Source organism: Bacillus testis, from assembly GCF_001243895.1.
GTDB lineage: Bacteria > Bacillota > Bacilli > Bacillales > DSM-1321 > Bacillus_AD > Bacillus_AD testis.
The window spans coordinates 2007731-2026395 of record NZ_LN851186.1 but is presented as its reverse complement, the minus strand read 5'-3'; the positions used below and the strand labels follow the sequence as shown (position 1 = coordinate 2026395).

Sequence of the window (18665 nt, the reverse complement as noted above, 5' to 3'; positions counted from 1 at the left end):
ACAGCCCGGAGATGGACTCTTGCTTCTCCAGGCTTTCATTTTGCTATCTCCATTTAGTTAGGATTGCGGAACAGCTTTCTTTTCGGCGCTCAATGTTTCCCCGTATTTGGCACGCTTGATGTACTGTCCGCTTCCGGCTTTTCCGACAAAGGTTTTATCCTTTATGACGAATTCGCCCCTCGATAATACGGAAACTGGTTCTCCTTTCACTCGGATGCCTTCAAAGGCGTTATAATCAACAGCCATATGGTCTGCATCTGAAGTGATCACCCTTTCGGCATGCGGATTGAATACTACCAAATCTGCATCTGATCCTACTGCGATCGTTCCTTTTTTAGGATATAAGCCGAAGAGCTTGGCAGCTTTTGTGGACATGATATCAACAAATTGATTGAGGTTGATGCGCCCCTTGTCAACTCCTTCAGAAAAGAGAATACTCACGCGGTCTTCAATAATCGGTCCGCCATTCGGTATTTTTGAAAAGTCTTCCTTACCAAGATCCTTTTGCCCATTAAAATCAAAAGAACATTGGTCTGAGCCGAGTGTCTGCAGCTGGCCGGACTTTAATGCATTCCATAGTACTTCTTGGTTCCATTTTTCACGCAATGGCGGCGACCAGACATATTTGGCCCCTTCAAATTCAGGTTTCTCAAGATAAGATTGATCGAGCACTAAATACTGAGGACAAGTTTCACCCCAGATATCGATGCCTTTGTTTCTTGCTTCCGCTATTTTTGCGGCCGCCTCCGCACAGGAAACATGCACGACATATAATTGGGAATTGGCCAATCCCGTAAGCGTGGCAGCTCTTCCCGTTGCTTCCGCCTCTGCTTCAGGAGGCCTTGTAAGCGCATGGTAGATCGGTTCGGTTTTTCCTTCTTCAAGTGCTTTCTTGACAAGATAATCAATTACATCGCCATTCTCGGCATGCACCATGACAAGTGCCCCTAATTCCTTTGCTGCAACCAATGTCTTGAAGAGTGTTTCATCGTCTGCCTGAAACTGATTTTTATAGGCCATAAATACCTTGAAAGATGAAATTCCCTCTTCTTTAGAAACGGTGGCCAATTCCTTCAATATCACTTCATTCATCTCAACGATTTGCAGATGGAACCCATAGTCGATGACAGCATTCCCATCCGCCTTTTCATGCCAGGTATCCAATGCGCTCCGCAACGTTTTTCCTTTCTGCGTCAGACAGAAATCGATAATGGTGGTTGTACCGCCAAACGCAGCCGCAATTGTTCCAGTCTCAAAATTATCCTTCGTGACCGTTCCGCCAAATGGCATATCGAGATGGGTGTGCGGATCAATCCCGCCGGGGAAAATATAGTTCCCTTTCGCATCGACCACTTCTGCGTCAGCGGAAGACAAATCTTTCCCAATCTGACTGATCATCCCGTTTTCGATCAAAATATCGGCTTCATAAGTATCCGTTGCCGTGACGATTGTTCCGTTCTTAATGATTTTCTTCATAAATAAATCCTCCTCCATTCCAGATTCTTTATTTTCCGAAAACTTCCGCTTGCAATGCGGCCGATCCGATGACTGCCTGCCGTTCATTCCATGTCATCGGTTGCAAGTCACGATTGACCTCCACCATCTCAATCGCGCCGTCAACCGGACAAACAATTGAACATAGGTTGCAGCCGACACAATCTTCTTCCCGCACCTTCAGATACCCGACTCCATCTTGCCCTTTCAGCATATCGATGCATTGATGTGAAGTATCTTCACAAGCGATGTGGCATTTATTGCATTTGATGCAGAGATCATTGTTGATTTGGGCCACTACTTTGTAATTCAAGTCGAGATCGCCCCAATCAGAATACTTATGCACTGATTTTCCAACAATGTCCATGACCGAAGCGATTCCTTTTTCATCCAAGTAGTGATTCAAGCCATCGATCATATCCTCGACAATCCTGAATCCGTGGTGCATGGCAGCAGTGCACACCTGGACACCTGTTGCCCCCATCAGCATAAATTCGACGGCACTCTTCCAATCGGATATCCCTCCGATACCTGAGATTGGGATCGGGATCTGTTGATTTCTTGCGCATTCACCGACCATATGTAAGGCAATCGGTTTTACCGCAGGACCGCAGTATCCGCCGTGCGCCCCTTTTCCTCCTACATGGGGGATTGTATTCCACGTATCAATATCTACGCCTGCCAGGCTATTAATGGTATTGATCATGCTTATGGCATCGGCTCCTCCGGAAACAGCTGCTTCTGCCGTAGCAGTGATATCTGTTATATTGGGCGTCAGCTTGACGATTACCGGTGTTTTTGCCACTTCCTTAGCCCAGTATGTTTGCTTTTCGACCAAGCTTGGCACTTGGCCTGAAGCGGCACCCATGCCTCGTTCGGCCATCCCATGTGGACAACCAAAATTTAATTCCAGGCCATCAACGCCGACATCCTCTACTCTTTTTACGATTTCATGCCACTTTTCCTGTTTGGGTTCCACCATCAAAGAAGCAATGATCGCATGGTCCGGAAACTTTTTCTTCGTTTCATACATTTCCTTCAGATTGACTTCCAACGGACGGTCGGTGATCAATTCAATGTTGTTGAAGCCTGCCACTTTTTGCCCATTAAAGCTCACTGCCGCAAACCGCGAGGACACATTCAGGATAGGGTCTCCAAGCGTCTTCCATACCGCCCCTCCCCAACCTGCTTCAAATGCGCGCTGGACTTGGTAACCCGAATTCGTGGGCGGAGCAGATGCTAACCAAAATGGATTCGGCGACTCGATTCCCGCTAAATTGATTCGTAAATCTGCCATGCTATGACCTCCCTGATCGATTTCTTATTTTCTCGATTGAATGCATATGTTTTCTGTCCATTATGCTGTTACCGAGTCAGCTTTAGCGAGTGATTGGTGAATGGCATGAGCTACTTTCTTCCCTTGATTGGCAGCCGATACAACCATCGCCTCTCCCTGTCCCTTGCCAAAAATCACATCTCCACAGGCAAAAATCTTTTGGTTGGACGTTTTATAAGTCAGCGGATCGATCTTAACCACCCCACCATCATGCTGAAGCCCAAATTGTTCAATCAATGAAAGATGGCGGGATTGGCCTATTGCTTTAATGACCGCGTCCGTTTCTATGAGGAATTCTGAGTTCTCGACAACTGTCGGCCGGCAACGTCCATCCGGTCCCGGCTCTCCTAATTTCATCTTGACGCATTCAATCGCCTTCACCTTTCCTTCTGGATTGCCGACGATCCGTTTCGGCGCAGTCAACCATCTGAATTCCACCCCTTCTTGCTTGGCGAATTCATATTCAAAATCATAGGCTGTCATTTCTTCTGCTGTACGCCTATAGAGGATTTTTACATTTTGGGCACCAAGCCGCACCGAGCAAGTGGCTGCATCGATCGCTGTATTCCCGGCACCGATGACGACCGCTTTTTTATTTAAAAATGCATCCGTAATTTCACTTGTTTTTGTATTTTTCACGAATTCAATCGCATCGTATACGCCCTCGAGATTTTCTCCCTCTATTCCAAGAGAAGGAACATTCGCCATGCCAGCCGCCAAAATGATAAAGTCAAAATTTTCTGTTATTTCTCTGGCGGAAATGTCCTTTCCTACCCGAGTATTCGTCTTAATGTCGACATCCAGTTTTTCCACTTGGCTGACTTCCCAAAAAGAAATGGCCTGCGGCAACCTAAAGGACACAATTCCGTATGAATTCAACCCGCCAGCCTTCTCTTCCGCTTCAAAAATCGTTACTGTATATCCAAGCAAAGCCAGTTCCCTTGCCGCTGACAAACCAGCAGGACCGCCGCCGATTATCGCCACTGAAATACCGTTTTGGGGTCCCTTACTGAATAGTTCCTGTCCATTGCGGATTGCCCAATCCGTTGCATAACGCTGCAGATTCCCTATCATGATCGGTTTTGTGGAGCTGTTCAGGACACAAGCTCCTTCACAGAGCTCCTCTGTCGGACAAACACGGGCACAGCTGGCGCCGACCGGATTGGCTGCCATAATGGTTTTCGCCGATCCTTTCAGGTTTCCGGTTGAAATTTTCTTGATGAAAGAAGGGATATCGATTCCAGTGGGGCATGCTTGGATACAGGGTGCGTCATAACAGTACAAGCAACGGTTCGATTCCTCTAGCGCTTCTTGATTTGACAATCCCGTATCCACTTCTTCAAAATTGGATTTTAACCGTTCTATTTCTGTCTGAAAAACTTCTTTCATTCAGCAAACCTCCCTCTTTGATTAGCCCTTTCCTTAAACAACAAAGGAAAAAGGCCATAATAGGAATCATTCACTATTCAAGTTTTAAACGTGCAGCTTAAGAAATTTGATGGTTCTTGGTGATTGAAGAATCACAGTGAGAGTAAAGTGGGTATGAGGGGGAAATTGTAAGATTACTTAACATCCATATTACAGATATTGTAAATGAAGAAAACAACCATGTAAACATATTATCTATTTTAATACCCAAATAACCTTGTATCACTAGACAAATTGTAAAGGAATTGAGTTCGATATCAGACATTTAGTTAAAACAAAGAAACTCTTAGACTCATCAAGAGGAAAAATCATATTTATTTTATAAAGGATTTGTAGATACCGGTAGAATCCTGGCGATTTTTGTTATTAAACCTAACATAAAGAATACTAGCATCTGCTTAATGATGGCATTTCATTAGGAATCTCATCAACTGGCGGACACACTCTTTCTCTATTTGCTTGTGATCTATTGAAAAGATCCTTTTTATCAGAACTACTTCGGCCAACATACATTTTTTTAATCGTTAATACCTGGCCATTTTTAAAAATAGCGCTAACATCCTGCCTAGTAACTTCCGCTCAGCGAGAGGTTGCTCAAAATTGAATGTTATCTTTTCTTTCGAGAACCACCTTCAGACTGGGGAGTCTTTTTGTAACGGGTTCTCTTTAGGGGGACAAAAATAAAAAAAACATTAAAAATAGCAGGTTGTTTAACATACGAAAAAGCATCAGTATTAGCACTGATGCTTTTTAAAATACTATTGTTTTCAGTATATAGAATAGCAATACAAGTTTAGTGTGTGAAGTAAATAACCGCCCGTAAAACGGGCGGTTTTGATTTCGCCCTATAAGGGCACTTTACCAACGTAGCCCCTAAAGGGACCTTTTAAATTGACCGTCAACCGTTTGTTCCGTGCATTTTATTTTTTAAACGGATCTATGTACTCTCGTTTACTCATATGATCTCGCAATTGGTCTTCGGCTTCCTGTTCACGAATATACTTCGCAACAGTTTTTTCATTTAATCCAACTGTACTTACATAATATCCCTTTGCCCAAAACGTGCGATTCCCATGATTATACTTTAAGTTTGCATGTCGATCATGAATCATAAGAGAGCTTTTTCCCTTTAAGTATCCCATGAAATAGGATACAGACATTTTAGGCGGTATTCTTACCAACATATGAATGTGATCTGGCATAGCATGTGCTTCTATAATTTCTACATCTTTCATTTCACACAGCCTACGCAATATAACACCTATATCCCTTCTTAATTTTCCATAAATCAGCTTTCTTCTGTACTTGGGTATAAACACGATGTGATACTTACAATTCCATCTTGTATGTGATAAACTATTGTCACTCGACATGAGTAAAATCCCCTTTCGTTCATTGAATTTGGTTTGACGGCCATTTTCTATTATAACGAAAGGGGATTTTTTATTCATTTACAACTCTATAAGTTTCGTTTGCACACGTGCATAGCACGTGGTTTTAAAACCCTAATCAATAAAAGAGCCATTCTAACTGAATTGGCTCTTTCGGTTTATGGTGTATTCCAGAATAGAGTAGAAGCAAATGGAAGTACAACAGCCCAAAAAAGCACAAATGAATTCCCAAGTAGCCCCACTATTTTAAGAGATTTTTTCTTAGTGTATAAAGCAGTGATTATTCCAATAATCGGCAGTATAACCGCTATTATCATTGCTGATTTTGAAAATAAATCTTCGTTAAAGAACCACACAGAATAGACCAGCAAAGAAATCAAAAAGGCTACAATTGATATGATACCAGCCTTTTTCATACCCATCCCCCTTTCCCTGTATTTTCTTTATTTTCCATTTATTATAACATTCCTCTATTATACACAAAATAAAAATTATTATAACGATAAAATCATCTTAAGTATAATATATCTTCAATTGTAAAAACTTTTTCTGTAATTCCTAAACGTTGTGCAGGAGTTAGTTTCTTCTTATCTCCTGATTTGTAAGGTATACAAAAGTTATAGTACGTTCGTAAAATAGTCAAAGCCATTTGAGCATATTTCGGATTGAAATTAGAGTAAATAAACTCTTCTTGTCGCCCCTTGCAGTGGTTAAAGGTCTTTCCAACACCGATAGTTTCCTTCTAATTTGCTGAATAAAAAAGTTTGTAGCGTGGGCATTCACATTCAATATCATTTTAGCCACTTCCTCTGGTTCATAAGAAGATAAATCAGTCGTACAGTCTACTGCTGCATGACCCTTATCAATGGATGCAAGTGGATGAAGAATCGGCTTATCAGCTTTTACTGTATATCGGTTGGTTGGTAATACAATCTCTTCGTGGAACTGATGTCCTTGATTTTCGAATAAATCTTCCAAGTAACTTAGAGCAAGTGTATAAAGGGATTTACTTTCTATTCCCATAGAATATCCCCAATTTAATAAATCTTCTTTAGCCTCCTTGAACTCATTGTAGGCTTCTTTCCTTGTTTTTTCTCGGTCAGTCAAACACAAGAAATGGTGGGCTGAAAAGGAGGTGAAATCTTCCGAAAATATTCGATACATCGCTGCCATTAAAGAAGTATCATTATCAGTTACAAAACGCCATTCCTTCGCTTGCACCAATTCCTTTATGAGCCAAAAATGAGCCATTGTTGTATAGGTTGAATTCGTGTGCAAACCATCAATGTAACGTTTTCTTGTATCAAATTTACGAAGGTCTTTGTGGTACTCATTTAACGTTTGTGTGTCGTTAGGAGTTGGTTCTTGTGGAAATAAGCTGAATCGTAATCGTGCGTTTTTACGAGCAAAATCGTGAAGATGGTCATCTTTATAGAGTACCGTATCCAACATTATATCTTCTAAACGAACATCTCAATCATAAGCTACATCAGCTCTAAATACATATCGTGAAAAACAACAGCAGAAACAATAATATGGGTAGGAAAGGTTGAATCTTCTACATCATCATACTTCTCTCCGCCCATTCCCTTTTTACGAACAATATTCAAATAATAAATCATCTTTTCCGTATTAATCCAAACTGTTCCAAATGATTTGTTTTGGATTGATTTTTGTTCGTGTCGTTCCAAGAATTCCAAGCACCTTCGATATACCCACTCTAATTACTGTAATAGGTTTTTACGCCAATCCCTAATACTTCAATCGATCGGGATACTGGCATTCTGTTTACCAGTACTTTTGTGAACAAAGGAAGTATGTCATTTCTTTTTTGAAGGTAGGTTGATGTTTGTCTTCTTGTAGGTATTATGTTTGTTCTTTTTCCGCACTTTTTACATTGCCATCTCTGTGTACCTGTTTTGCTTTTTCCCCTTTTGTAAAAAAGGTCGGTATCTTCAAATGGATTTTTCATTGTATAAATGCAAGTTTCTTTATGGAATTCATATTCAGGCTCAATGTCCTTAACAGTTTCACTTCTGATTAAACGCTCAATTTCTTGAACTACACTCCAATTGGAATACGGTGTCGCTTTACAACTATGTGTCATTGATTGATTTATCAATGCTTTAGCAAGAGTAATATGAGGTATTTCGGCAACAATAAATGTTCACTGCCGATTGAAGATAGGTTTTCGATTCCGGCCGCTATAAGCGAAACGATAATCAGTTGGTGTTTTCATCCAGCATCCAACGTCTACGGGTTCACACTTACCTTCCTCACCTTGAAATGGGAGCGTAAACGGCAGTTAGCAAAGATAAAGCACAGTCAATTCCATTTTCCATTTTATCTAAAGTATATTGAAATAATTTTATATTGTTTGCGCTTACAATGCGTATGGCGCTTAGAGAAATGGATTGGCTAGCGATTGGAATACTTAAGCAACCAATCAGAATTTGAAAGGATAGAAACTGTATTATATAAGATAGGATAGCTGTATGAATAATTTTAAGGGAGTGAAAACATAGATTTTTGCAGAAAAAAAGCCCCGCTCTAGGCAAGGGCTTTGATCTATAATCAGCATTATTTAGAAGCTTTAAGTGCTCTTTTACGTGCTTCGTAACGTTCCATTGCGAATTGGTAATGTTGTTTTTCTTCTTCTGTTTCTGGGATAACTTGAGGAACTGGAGTAGGTCTGTTGTTTTCATCCACAGCAATCATTGTTAGATGTGCTTGTGAAGTCATTTTTGTTTCGCCAGTCAACAAGTCTTCAGAATGGACTTTCACGAAAACTTCCATAGATGTTCTATGTGCGCAGACAACGCTTGCTTCAATGCAGATTGCATCCCCGGCTGTGATTGGTGCATGGAATTCGAATGAATCGCTTCGTACAGTTACAACCGGCTTACGGCAATGGCGCATCGCTGAGATAACAGCAATTTTATCGGCATATGCCATAACTTTACCCCCAAAGATTGTTCCGTGGTGGTTTGTGTCAGGAGGTAAAACCAAATCGACTAATTCTGCTTTAGACTCGCTTACTTTTTTTGGTGTTAATGTTTCTGTTTCAACTTTTGACATAAGTATTTACATCCCTTTCATTACGTATAATCTTAGTTGCTCGACCAATTTTTAAACAAAAATTTCATTTTTTCTGTTTAACTGAGGCCATTCAACTTTCGTCCGTATTAACCTATTTTGGTCATTCTTCGTGATCCTTTTATATTGTACAATAATTTCTACTATTTCTTCAACTAAATGAGCTTAGGGAGATGCATATCATTCTCAGCAAATATCAAAATACTTCATTTACCGACTAACTAAACGGACTTCCAATGGTCACATAGCTAGAGTCTCTAAATAGCAGAAACATACAAGTGAAAACCACAACGTGCCGGATGAAAGGTTAAGACGAAAATCCTATCAATATCCTCTCCCCCAACTTTCGCACTTTAAAACTGGTAAATGCAGGACATGTCTCTACAATCTGAAATCACCTGCTAACGACCAAAAACCCTCCACGCTATGTGAAGGGTTTTTCGTGTTACTGCTTAGAAACACTCTTTGCTTTTGGATCCGCTATTTCAACTTTACGGCGATCCTTCAGGAAGAATGTCATTAACAATGCAAGCATACAAAGGACAAATGTAAAAATGAAGGAACCATTGATCCCGTCGACTGCTGCGTCAGCCATTTTCTTCATATACGATGCTTTGTTCGTCACTGCCAAAGAAGCATCCGGACTGTGTGACTCGGTCACATTTGTCATGATTGTAACTAGAATGGCTGTACCGACCGAGCCGGCAACTGTTCTTAATGTGTTATTTACAGCAGTACCATGGCTGATCAATGAATTAGGCAACGAATTGATCCCAGCTGTGGTCAGAGGCATCATGACCATCGAAATACCGAAGAATCGGGCTGCATAGATAAAGGCAATCCATCCCATGCTAGTGTCTAAACCTAAATTCATAAATGGAATCGTAGAAACAACCAAAATAGTTAAACCAGTCAATGCTAGCCAACGAGCGCCGAATTTATCAAAAATGCGCCCTGTGATCGGTCCCATGACTCCCATCAAAATCGCGCCAGGCAATAGGACCAGCCCTGAGAACAAGGCACTCTTGCCATGGATGCTCTGAATATAGATAGGAAGAATAATGCTCGCTCCAAGCATAGCCATATTCAAAATGGCACCAATAGCGGTTGTTAAAGCATAAGTTGGTGATTTAAACACCCGGAATTCGAGCATTGGTTTTGCCATCGTTAATTGTCTCCAAATAAAGGCAACAATGCCAAGTACACCGATTAGTAATGTCCCTATAACGACCCCATCTGACCATCCGTCATTACCGGCAGAACTAAATCCATAAAGGATAGAACCAAAACCGATTGTAGACAGGATAATAGACAAAATATCAATTTTTGGTTTTGTAAGAGGGACTACATTTCTCATCGCAAAGAAAGCGAAGATAATATCCAGTACGGCGATTGGCAACACAATAAAGAACAGATAATGCCAATCCCATGTATCAACAATCCATCCTGAAATCGTTGGCCCAATAGCCGGAGCGAATGCGATTACCAGTCCGACCAGCCCCATTGCAGCTCCCCGTCTTTCAACCGGGAAAATCAATAAGAAAATAGTTTGCAAGAGAGGCATCATAATGCCGGCGCCCATCGCTTGGATAATGCGGCCGATCAATAAGACTGCGAAACTGTCTGCAATAGCCGCAAACACTGTACCGATGGCAAACAGAACCATCGCAATTAAGAATAGGGTTTTCGAGTTGATTTTATTAATCAACAGAGCTGTTAATGGGATCATGATTCCATTAACAAGCATGAAGGCTGTTGTTAACCATTGCCCTGTCGATGCCGTAATATCTAAATCAGACATTATGGTTGGCAATGCCGTGGAAAGCAATGTCTGATTTAAGATGGTAACAAAAGCTCCTACTAGTATAACCGCTACCAATAACGATCGATTAAATGGTTTCCCATGGATATCTTTCGGATTCTCATGTGAATAGCTCAATTAGAATCATCCTTTCTTGCTAATATGAAATTTTCTATAAAACGATTCGTATAGATTTTATACGTTCAGTATAATATGGAATTTTACTCTTCTTTTATTAATTGTCAATCCATTTGTATCGTTCACTTTAGTTGAATTTTAAAAATTATACACTTATTATAAAATGATACTGACCGTCCAAAAGGAGTCTTTGATATGTTAAACAGACAAGAAATAATCATTAATTGTGCGCAAAAATTATTTAACGAAAAAGGGTATTACTCCATTTCCGTCCAGGATATCATTGATGCATCCGGCATCTCTAAGGGTACTTTCTACAATTACTTCCACAGTAAGAAAGATCTTGTCCTCGCATTGCTTCAGCATGTGAATAATGAGATTGCCATCGAGCGGCAATTCATTGCAAAAACCGGCAGCAAGAAAGACAAACAACTGCTGAAGGAGCAAATCGCCATTAAGATGAGGCTATTCAAGAAATACAGAGTATTCTCTCTTTATGAAGCATTGGTTCTGGAGAATAACGCAGACCTTAAAGTTCTGATTTCGGATGAACGTGTAAAAGAAGTTGCTTGGCTGGCCCACCGGTTCATTGACGTATACGGCCCTGAAATCAATGATTATGCGTTTGACCTGGCCACAGCCTTTATTGGCAGCCTCCATCAACAAATACGTGTAGCCGAAATGATTTCTTTAGAAAAAAAATCGGTCGATGAATTTATCGAATTCAATCTGTATTATCTGGAATGTGCCCTGCCTGCCATTAAGGAAAAGAAAAAAATATTGTTTTCTGAGAGTTCCACTAAAATCGTCAGTGAACAATATTGGGACTGCCCTTCTAACATCCTTGAGAGAATTTGCACCCTTATCGCTGTGCTTCTGAAGGATACCGAAAACGAAGGACCGGAAATGGCTGAAATGCTCCATTTTATCCAAAAGGAATTAAAGGAGGAACAACCTCGGCTCCATGTGGTCATCAATATCACTAAAGTTCTTACTTCCACACCGGACCTGCCTTCAGATCTGTCCATGCTTTTACTAGAGCTGTTGCAATTTGTCCATATGTACCAAAAACAAAAACAGCGCAAATAAATTGTTTCTAAGGAGCTAGCAATCATGGTTTCATTCATCTTAACAGCAAAACGGTTTTTAAAATCATTTTTTTCGTCCATGCAATATAAGGCATTCCGCAGGCTCTTCTACACATTGGTATTAGTCCTGTTATCAGGGACGTTATTTTATCACGAAGCTGAAGGTATGACGTTATTTGATGCTTTTTATTTCAGTATCATGACCATCACAACTGTCGGCGATCCCCATCTGTCTCCGCAAACGGTATACGGCAAATCATTCACTATCCTGTATGTTTGCGTTGGAATCGGGTTGATTTTCACCTTTATCGCTTATTTAGCCAAAAGTATCATCAAACATGAAGAAGATGTTCATCTAAAAAAAGAAAACAGACAATGATAAAATAACCTAACTATATTTGAATTCATATCTCAATAAGCTTTACCACAACTGAACTTGCAAGAAACCAACTCACAAAATAAGCCCTATTCCTTCTATAGGAATAGGGCAAGTGTAACGTTACAGTTATTCACCTTTCGAGATAACTTCCTCATAAAAAATGGTCTTCAAACGAATAAACCGTTCAATTTCATTAATCAAAATCAATAAAGCGGCTCTAGTCTCAAATTCTTCCCGTGTTTTCGGCAAGTCCATCTCAGCAAAAGTGGCTTTCAGCTTGCGGAGATTCTCCAACAATTCAACAGCAGGATTATCCTGGGCCATGCATATGCTCAGCTCTTCAAGAAAGTTCGCCACCATATCACTTTGTTCGAACTTAGAAGGCAAATGGAGGATGGTGGGGATTGCCCGATGGAGAATGTCCACCTGCTGAGAACGCATTTTGAAATACCGGTCAAAGTAATTTTCCTTCTTCGTAAAAGTATTTTCTACGCTCCTCTTTGCCACCTGCAATCCATTTTTAATGCATTCAGCTGTTTTAATCTCAAATTCATCGTTCCAAATGGGTTCTTTTTTACGGATAAAACGAGATAGCTGCAATAACAGGAGCTTCATGTTTTCTTCCGTTTCTTTAGCAAGCCGCTTTAGCGTATTTTCCGTGCTTGGCATATACAAATTCACTAATAGAGCAATCATAATCCCAATCACGATCAGTAAGACTTCATTCACGATGAAACCCACTGTCAATTGCTTTTGCATATACACTTGCATGATGATGACGAAACCAGGCACAATCCCATCTTGAAATCCAAGCTTCGCCATAGACGGAATATAAATGAATAAAAGCAATCCGATCGTCAAAGGCGTATAAGCAGTCCCCTCAAACAATAGGGCGGCAAGCGCAATGCCGGCAATCCCCGCTGAAAAACGTTTTAAAGCGACAATGACGGATTGCCTTTTCGTGCTTTGCACACTTAGCAAAGTGATAATGGAAGCTGTACTGGCATTATCTAAATCCAGCAATTGAGCAATGACCAATGATACCATTGCCCCAATGGCTGTTTTAATCGTTCTTGTTCCAATTGTAAACATTCAAGACTTCCCTTCAATCATGATCAAGCACTACTTATTATGATAGACCCAGGGGTTTTTCTTACTTCAGTTTTCCCATTAAGAAAAACATCATATATCCGACAAGCGCAGCGACCAAATAAAACAAAAGATACAACAAAGCTCCCGGCCCTAAGAAAATCAATGCCAACACGGCATAAACCGCTAAACTGACCAGTACGGCTGGCATCAGTTTCACTTTGGAGAGACAGGAGAATATACCTTGGACTGCGAAAATAAGCGGAAAGATCACCAACAAACAAACGTTGTAGAATCCTTCCCATTGACTGCCTCCATCATTCTTAATCATCAGATCGGCCAGAACCGTCAAGATGATCATGATGATTGCCGGAAAAAACATAATCATACTGCTCTTAGGTGTTAATTTCTTCATTTCAGCATCCCTTTTTTAGTATTACTATTTTTTTGAACTAACATATTCATTTGAACTATGATTATGGTTGACATAACAAAGTAGCGACTTCTATTATACTATTTTAATATATTAAACCCTCATTTAACTAGCATATATAAGCCATTTTCATGAATATGGCTTATATATAGAATTTTGCTGTCCATAATCCTGTTTCTTCTATTATATAGGATTTTCTTTTTTCTCGCGTTCAAGCAGATAGGCCTTAATGATGAAATACGTTATTTCTTCAGGCAACTTTTCACGCAGTGCTTTCAACCCTTCTTGCTGAACATCGGTATTTTCAAGCGCCTGTTCGATTAATTCTCCGCAACCTGACGGGATATAAGATGACCAATCAATCTTTAGCCCTTCCTGATGGCAGACGAACAAATGCTGTTCGATGGTTCTTGTTTTTACATCACGCAATTGTGCGATTTCTTTAATGCTTTTCCCTTCCTGCAAGAGTTGATACGTTATATGATGGGATTTTTCTTTCAGACTCCCCACTTTCGTTTCATTGCTTGCTCTTGGTATGTCATGGGTTTCATCCATAACTTGCCCCTGCCCGCCATCTTCTTTGATGACTTCCAGGAAAGCAGCGGCGAATTTTTTCATCTTCACTTCGCCGATTCCTTTGACATCCATAAAATCGGCTTCCGTTTGAGGAAGTTTAAGGCACATATCATGCAATGTTTGATCAGAAAAAATCACAAAAGGAGGCACGCCTTCCCTTGATGCAAGTTCTTTGCGAAGCGCCCGCAATTTTTCAAATAAAGGACTTTGTGCGGAAACTTGGGCAGCTGCCACCGTTTCTTTTTTCCAAACCTCTTCCTCATTCTTTAACACGGCCATCCCTTTAGGGGAAACAACCAAATAAGGATACTCACCCTGCTTCATCGTAATGAATTCTGTAGCAATCAGGTAATCGATAAATGCATTCACTTCTTTGGTGGTTGCTTTACTCATTAAATTATAAGTGGAAAGTTCATCAAAATGAAATTGCAGGACCTTTTTATTTTTAGATCCTGTTAGCACCTGGGAAATCATGTTCTTGCCGAACCTTTGGCCTGTCCGAATGATACACGACAAGACCATCTGGGCCTCTTTTGTCATATCCACTGCATTCCGTTGGTCGGTGCAATTTCCGCAACTGTTGCACGGAGAACCTGCCAATTCACCAAAATAATTGACAATAAAATTCTGAAGGCAGCTTTCCGTATGGCAATAATCAACCATTACTTGCAGATTGGCATAGTCATGCTCGATTCGTTCGTATTCGGAATCGCCTTGCTGAATTAAAAATTTCTGCACCTGAACATCCTGGGGATTGTAAAAGAGAATGCACTCACTATCCACGCCGTCCCTGCCTGCCCTTCCGGCTTCCTGGTAATAGCTCTCCAGATTCTTAGGCATTTGGTAATGGATCACAAACCGGACGTTGCTTTTATTTATACCCATTCCAAAGGCATTGGTAGCGATCATGACATGGACTTCATCATGCAAGAATGCCTCCTGGGCTTCGAGGCGTTGCTTTGATGTTAATCCGCCATGGTAAAGGGCTGTGGAGATCCCTTTCTTCTCAAGCCATTTTTGGAGATTTTCACCGCTATTGCGCGTAGCCACATAAATAATGCCGGTCTCTTCTTTATTCTTCTTCAGAAAATCCAGAAGGAAGACATTCCGGTTTTCACCCTTCATGACGGAAAAAGCGAGGTTCTTCCGTTTGAAAGTAGTCATGATACTATTAGCATCAGGTATACGCAAAGAATCCCTAATATCTTTTTGCACATGCGGCGTTGCTGTAGCTGTTAAAGCTAATACGGTAGGTTTATTGTTCAATTGTTCAATAAACGGATAAATATGTGCATAGCTTGGCCGGAAATCATGTCCCCATTGCGAGATACAATGAGCTTCATCGACAGCCACCAAATCAATATTCAAATAGGGAAGCAAGCTTTGAAAATCATAAGATTGCAGTCTTTCCGGCGACAAATATAATAATTTATATTCTCCGTACCGGACGGCTTCTAAGATATCCCGTTGTTCCTGCACCGTCATGGTACTATTCAAATATGCCGCTTTGATCTCCAGTTGCTGCAAGGCATCTACTTGGTCCTTCATAAGTGAGATCAATGGGGTAATAACCAGTGTTAATCCTTCGAATAACAATGAAGGGATTTGATAACAAAGGGATTTCCCTCCCCCAGTCGGCATAATGCATAATGTATCTTTTCTTTCTAAAACTTGTTTTATGGCCTGCTCTTGGCCTTCTCTAAAAGCATCATAGCCAAAATAATGAGCCAATAGCTTCTGTGCTTCTGCTAACATTGATACACCCGCTTTATTTTAAACTTATGCATTTATTCTACCATAGATAGAACGATAAGCGAGAATCTCGAAAAAAGGAGAATGAGCAAAAAAACGGCCGAAAAAGGCCGTTTTTTCACTTGCTATTCTTTTATTTTCTCACTTTGAAACCACGGATTGTCTCAGCTTGTCTTAGGAAAATCCCTTCTATAATATCTAGAGGGCTATTCTCATCAATAAATTGATCCATTTCCTGTTCTGTGCGGAACCATTTAATTTCATGCTCTCCGCCGCGGTTATAAATTAAAAGATATGGTTTTTCTCTCATTAATCGATCAACCTTTCATATTATGTAATTAGGACGTTATGTATTAATAACTCTACAATCTATACCTCCTGCTTAACCGCATTAAACAACCTATTTATTCTTTTACGCCAGGTACTAAGACAACCGCTCCAAAAGGAAAAATGGTCCATCAATCTAGATCCTACATATAAAATGCGGGCTTACACAGTTTCGCTTTTTGCTTGCCTAGGAACCATTAGATAGGACTTAATTATCACTTCAAAAACGACTCGCATAATGTATTCGTTTTCCCTCGTTTTATGGCACTCCCAACGTTAGAAAACGCAGCAACCGGTATACAAGGGTTCATTCCATCTTGTTCAAGCTTATAGGAAACATTTTTCAGACTTTTCAAATTTCAATCTTTTTGGTATTTTAGTAACATATATCAGAAATAAAGGGGGATTAAGTAATGAATTGGGATAAAGAATATGATGTATTGGTGATTGGTTCTGGCGCAGCAGGGTTTTCTGCGGCATTGACGGCTACATTAGAAGGATTGGAAACTCTTTTAATCGAAAAGGAAAGCACATTCGGGGGCGCCTCTGCCCTTTCTGGCGGCGGGGTTTGGATACCAAACAATCGGTATCTCGTCGAAGCAGGCGCCGCCGATTCCTTCGAAGAGGCCATGGAATACATGGACTCAACCATCGGCGACCGTACGTCCCGTTCTATGAAAGAAACGTACCTCAAAAAAGGGATCGAAATGCTCGACTATTTCTATGAAAAAACGAATCATATGCGCTTTTCTTACGCGACCAATTATTCCGATTACTATGCCCATTTGCCAGGAGGAAAAGCGCATGGCCGTTCCATTGAACCGCTGATTTTCGATACGCGCAATCTGAAAGAATGGGAAACCAATCTCAAACAACCAACCTTGTCCACGAAAGGGTTCACAATGACAGGACAAGATTTCCATAAAGTCAATATGATCACCAGGACAATGGAAGGCAAGATGCGTTCCCTACGGTTAGGCATGCGCATGATTGGTTCCAAACTGTCCGGTTCCCATCTCTCTTCCTTGGGAACTGCTTTGATCGCACGGTTTGCCCTATCTTATAAAGAAGCCGGCGGACAACTTTGGCTGAATACAGCATTTGAGGATTTCATCATCGAAGAAGACCGGGTTGTCGGTATTAAAGTGAAAAAAGAGGGAAAAGAACAATTTCTGAAAGCGAGAAAAGGAGTCATCCTAGGGTCTGGCGGTTTTTCAAGAGACCAGAAAAAACGGGAAAAATACCTGCCTAAACCAACTGAAAAAGCTTGGACTTCATCTCCTGAAGGACAAACGGGCGACTTAATTCAGCCTGCCGAAAAATTAGAGGCTGCATTTGATCTGATGGATCGTGTTTGGGGAGCGCCATCCATCATTAACCACAAGGGAGTCCCTTTCTTCTTGGTGGCCGAACGAGGCATTCCAAGTATGATCATCGTGGATCAGGAAGGCAAACGCTATTTAAACGAAGCGATTCCGTACCACGAATTCGTCGATCTCATGTACCAGCATAACGATCAGACAGGTGGAAAGGCGATCCCTTCCTGGATGATCATCGATAAGAGGACGAAAAAACGCTATCTCTTCGGAGGCCAATTCCCAGGCCAAGATTTCCCGAAAGAGTATTTTGAACACGGCATCGTAAAAGTCGGCGAAACCGTCGAAGCACTGGCAAGTGAGATAGGGATCCAACCAGCAATCTTGAAAGAAACCGTTGATCGGTTCAACACCTTCGCACGGAACGGTAAAGACGAAGATTTCGGAAGAGGAGACAATCCATATGAACGCTATTACGGGGATCCAACCATGCCTAATCCGAATTTGAATACACTGGAAAAAGGACCTTTTTATGCGCTTCGTGTATATCCGGGCGATATCGGAACCAAAGGAGGCGTCGTTATCGATGAAAGCGCTCGCATTTTGAAGAAAGACGGCAGTCCAATCAAAGGGGTCTTCGCAGCAGGCAATTGCTCTGCTTCCATTATGGGTGAAACCTATCCTGGTCCAGGAGCCACTCTGGGACCAGGCATGACATTCGGCTATATTGCTGCACAATACTGTACAAATGAGACGGATTGACTGAAACATATATAAGAATATAATGTTCGAAAAAGCGTTGAGAACACAAAGTTTTCACGCTTTTTTTGTTTGATTATCTTCGACACTATCATTTAATGTTGGTGTTCTGAGATATAGTTTATAGAATGTATGGAGTGCTTCCTGGGAAGTGTTTCTTTTTATAAATGGATATTTATTTTTAAATTAACTATTGATAATTAGGAACATAGTTTAACTGGAATAGAAAAAGGAAATTTACGCTCTCTAAAATGCTCCCTTT

At 40.8% G+C, this 18665-nt stretch carries 15 protein-coding genes and 1 pseudogene; 3 read left to right on the top strand and 13 right to left on the bottom strand.

Going from position 1 to position 18665, the window contains the following annotated elements:
• Window positions 1-57: 57 nt before the first annotated feature.
• From hydA to BN1765_RS10275, 9 genes and pseudogenes are all read right to left on the bottom strand, one after another.
• A complete protein-coding gene (hydA, locus tag BN1765_RS10315) occupies window positions 58-1476 on the bottom strand; it encodes a dihydropyrimidinase (RefSeq protein ID WP_050615048.1) in 1419 nt (472 codons plus the stop codon).
• Between the two features lie 28 nt (window positions 1477-1504).
• Window positions 1505-2791: an NAD-dependent dihydropyrimidine dehydrogenase subunit PreA gene (gene preA, locus BN1765_RS10310; RefSeq protein ID WP_050615047.1), complete on the bottom strand. Its 1287-nt coding sequence runs from the start codon at window positions 2789-2791 to the stop codon at window positions 1505-1507.
• A gap of 60 nt (window positions 2792-2851) precedes the next feature.
• The gene (locus BN1765_RS10305; protein ID WP_050615046.1) at window positions 2852-4219 is read right to left on the bottom strand and encodes an NAD(P)-dependent oxidoreductase; all 1368 of its coding nucleotides are present in this window, start codon (window positions 4217-4219) and stop codon (window positions 2852-2854) included.
• Window positions 4220-5178: 959 nt separating this feature from the next.
• Window positions 5179-5631 carry an IS200/IS605 family transposase gene (gene tnpA, locus BN1765_RS10300; protein WP_050615045.1) on the bottom strand — a complete coding sequence of 151 codons (453 nt, stop codon included), beginning with the start codon at window positions 5629-5631 and terminating at the stop codon, window positions 5179-5181.
• Window positions 5632-5807: 176 nt separating this feature from the next.
• Entirely contained in the window at window positions 5808-6065 is a 258-nt protein-coding gene (locus BN1765_RS10295) for a hypothetical protein (RefSeq protein WP_050615044.1), read from the bottom strand.
• A gap of 92 nt (window positions 6066-6157) precedes the next feature.
• A pseudogene (locus BN1765_RS20755) lies at window positions 6158-6498 on the bottom strand (insertion element protein); the annotation flags it as partial.
• 635 nt (window positions 6499-7133) lie between these two features.
• On the bottom strand, window positions 7134-7340 hold the full coding sequence (locus tag BN1765_RS10285) for a hypothetical protein (RefSeq protein ID WP_050615042.1): 207 nt from the start codon (window positions 7338-7340) through the stop codon (window positions 7134-7136).
• An 889-nt stretch (window positions 7341-8229) separates the two neighbouring features.
• The gene (locus tag BN1765_RS10280; protein WP_050615041.1) at window positions 8230-8727 is read right to left on the bottom strand and encodes an acyl-CoA thioesterase; all 498 of its coding nucleotides are present in this window, start codon (window positions 8725-8727) and stop codon (window positions 8230-8232) included.
• Window positions 8728-9190: 463 nt separating this feature from the next.
• Window positions 9191-10684: an MDR family MFS transporter gene (locus BN1765_RS10275; RefSeq protein WP_050615040.1), complete on the bottom strand. Its 1494-nt coding sequence runs from the start codon at window positions 10682-10684 to the stop codon at window positions 9191-9193.
• Window positions 10685-10879: 195 nt separating this feature from the next.
• On the opposite strand from BN1765_RS10275, the gene BN1765_RS10270 reads away from it, so the two are divergent.
• A complete protein-coding gene (locus BN1765_RS10270) occupies window positions 10880-11773 on the top strand; it encodes a TetR/AcrR family transcriptional regulator (protein ID WP_050615039.1) in 894 nt (297 codons plus the stop codon).
• A 24-nt stretch (window positions 11774-11797) separates the two neighbouring features.
• Window positions 11798-12151, top strand: a complete 354-nt coding sequence (locus BN1765_RS10265; protein ID WP_050615038.1) for a potassium channel family protein — start codon at window positions 11798-11800, stop codon at window positions 12149-12151.
• 126 nt (window positions 12152-12277) lie between these two features.
• Here the strand turns inward: BN1765_RS10265 and BN1765_RS10260 are convergent, their stop codons facing one another.
• The 4 genes from BN1765_RS10260 to BN1765_RS20030 all read right to left on the bottom strand — a co-directional run bounded on the left by BN1765_RS10260 (window position 12278) and on the right by BN1765_RS20030 (window position 16311).
• Entirely contained in the window at window positions 12278-13243 is a 966-nt protein-coding gene (locus tag BN1765_RS10260) for an aromatic acid exporter family protein (protein ID WP_050615037.1), read from the bottom strand.
• Between the two features lie 61 nt (window positions 13244-13304).
• Window positions 13305-13655, bottom strand: a complete 351-nt coding sequence (locus BN1765_RS10255) for a hypothetical protein (RefSeq protein ID WP_050615036.1) — start codon at window positions 13653-13655, stop codon at window positions 13305-13307.
• A gap of 201 nt (window positions 13656-13856) precedes the next feature.
• Window positions 13857-16004 carry a DNA helicase RecQ gene (gene recQ, locus BN1765_RS10250; RefSeq protein ID WP_050615035.1) on the bottom strand — a complete coding sequence of 716 codons (2148 nt, stop codon included), beginning with the start codon at window positions 16002-16004 and terminating at the stop codon, window positions 13857-13859.
• Window positions 16005-16134: 130 nt separating this feature from the next.
• Window positions 16135-16311, bottom strand: coding sequence for a hypothetical protein (locus tag BN1765_RS20030; RefSeq protein WP_154666081.1), 177 nt, complete (start codon window positions 16309-16311; stop codon window positions 16135-16137).
• Window positions 16312-16741: 430 nt separating this feature from the next.
• Between BN1765_RS20030 and BN1765_RS10245 the strand changes: the two genes are divergently transcribed.
• Window positions 16742-18406, top strand: coding sequence for an FAD-dependent oxidoreductase (locus BN1765_RS10245; protein ID WP_050615034.1), 1665 nt, complete (start codon window positions 16742-16744; stop codon window positions 18404-18406).
• Window positions 18407-18665 lie beyond the last annotated feature (259 nt).

Excerpts from the sequence above, each read along its gene's own strand:
- BN1765_RS10255 (WP_050615036.1), bottom strand. The coding sequence starts at position 13,655 with ATGAAGAAATTAACACCTAAGAGCAGTATGATTATGTTTTTTCCGGCA.
- recQ (WP_050615035.1), bottom strand. The coding sequence starts at position 16,004 with ATGTTAGCAGAAGCACAGAAGCTATTGGCTCATTATTTTGGCTATGAT.
- BN1765_RS10265 (WP_050615038.1), top strand. The coding sequence starts at position 11,798 with ATGGTTTCATTCATCTTAACAGCAAAACGGTTTTTAAAATCATTTTTT.
- BN1765_RS20030 (WP_154666081.1), bottom strand. The coding sequence starts at position 16,311 with ATGAGAGAAAAACCATATCTTTTAATTTATAACCGCGGCGGAGAGCAT.
- tnpA (WP_050615045.1), bottom strand. The coding sequence starts at position 5,631 with ATGTCGAGTGACAATAGTTTATCACATACAAGATGGAATTGTAAGTAT.
- BN1765_RS10245 (WP_050615034.1), top strand. The coding sequence starts at position 16,742 with ATGAATTGGGATAAAGAATATGATGTATTGGTGATTGGTTCTGGCGCA.
- BN1765_RS10280 (WP_050615041.1), bottom strand. The coding sequence starts at position 8,727 with ATGTCAAAAGTTGAAACAGAAACATTAACACCAAAAAAAGTAAGCGAG.
- preA (WP_050615047.1), bottom strand. The coding sequence starts at position 2,791 with ATGGCAGATTTACGAATCAATTTAGCGGGAATCGAGTCGCCGAATCCA.
- BN1765_RS10305 (WP_050615046.1), bottom strand. The coding sequence starts at position 4,219 with ATGAAAGAAGTTTTTCAGACAGAAATAGAACGGTTAAAATCCAATTTT.
- BN1765_RS10295 (WP_050615044.1), bottom strand. The coding sequence starts at position 6,065 with ATGAAAAAGGCTGGTATCATATCAATTGTAGCCTTTTTGATTTCTTTG.
- hydA (WP_050615048.1), bottom strand. The coding sequence starts at position 1,476 with ATGAAGAAAATCATTAAGAACGGAACAATCGTCACGGCAACGGATACT.
- BN1765_RS10270 (WP_050615039.1), top strand. The coding sequence starts at position 10,880 with ATGTTAAACAGACAAGAAATAATCATTAATTGTGCGCAAAAATTATTT.
- BN1765_RS10260 (WP_050615037.1), bottom strand. The coding sequence starts at position 13,243 with ATGTTTACAATTGGAACAAGAACGATTAAAACAGCCATTGGGGCAATG.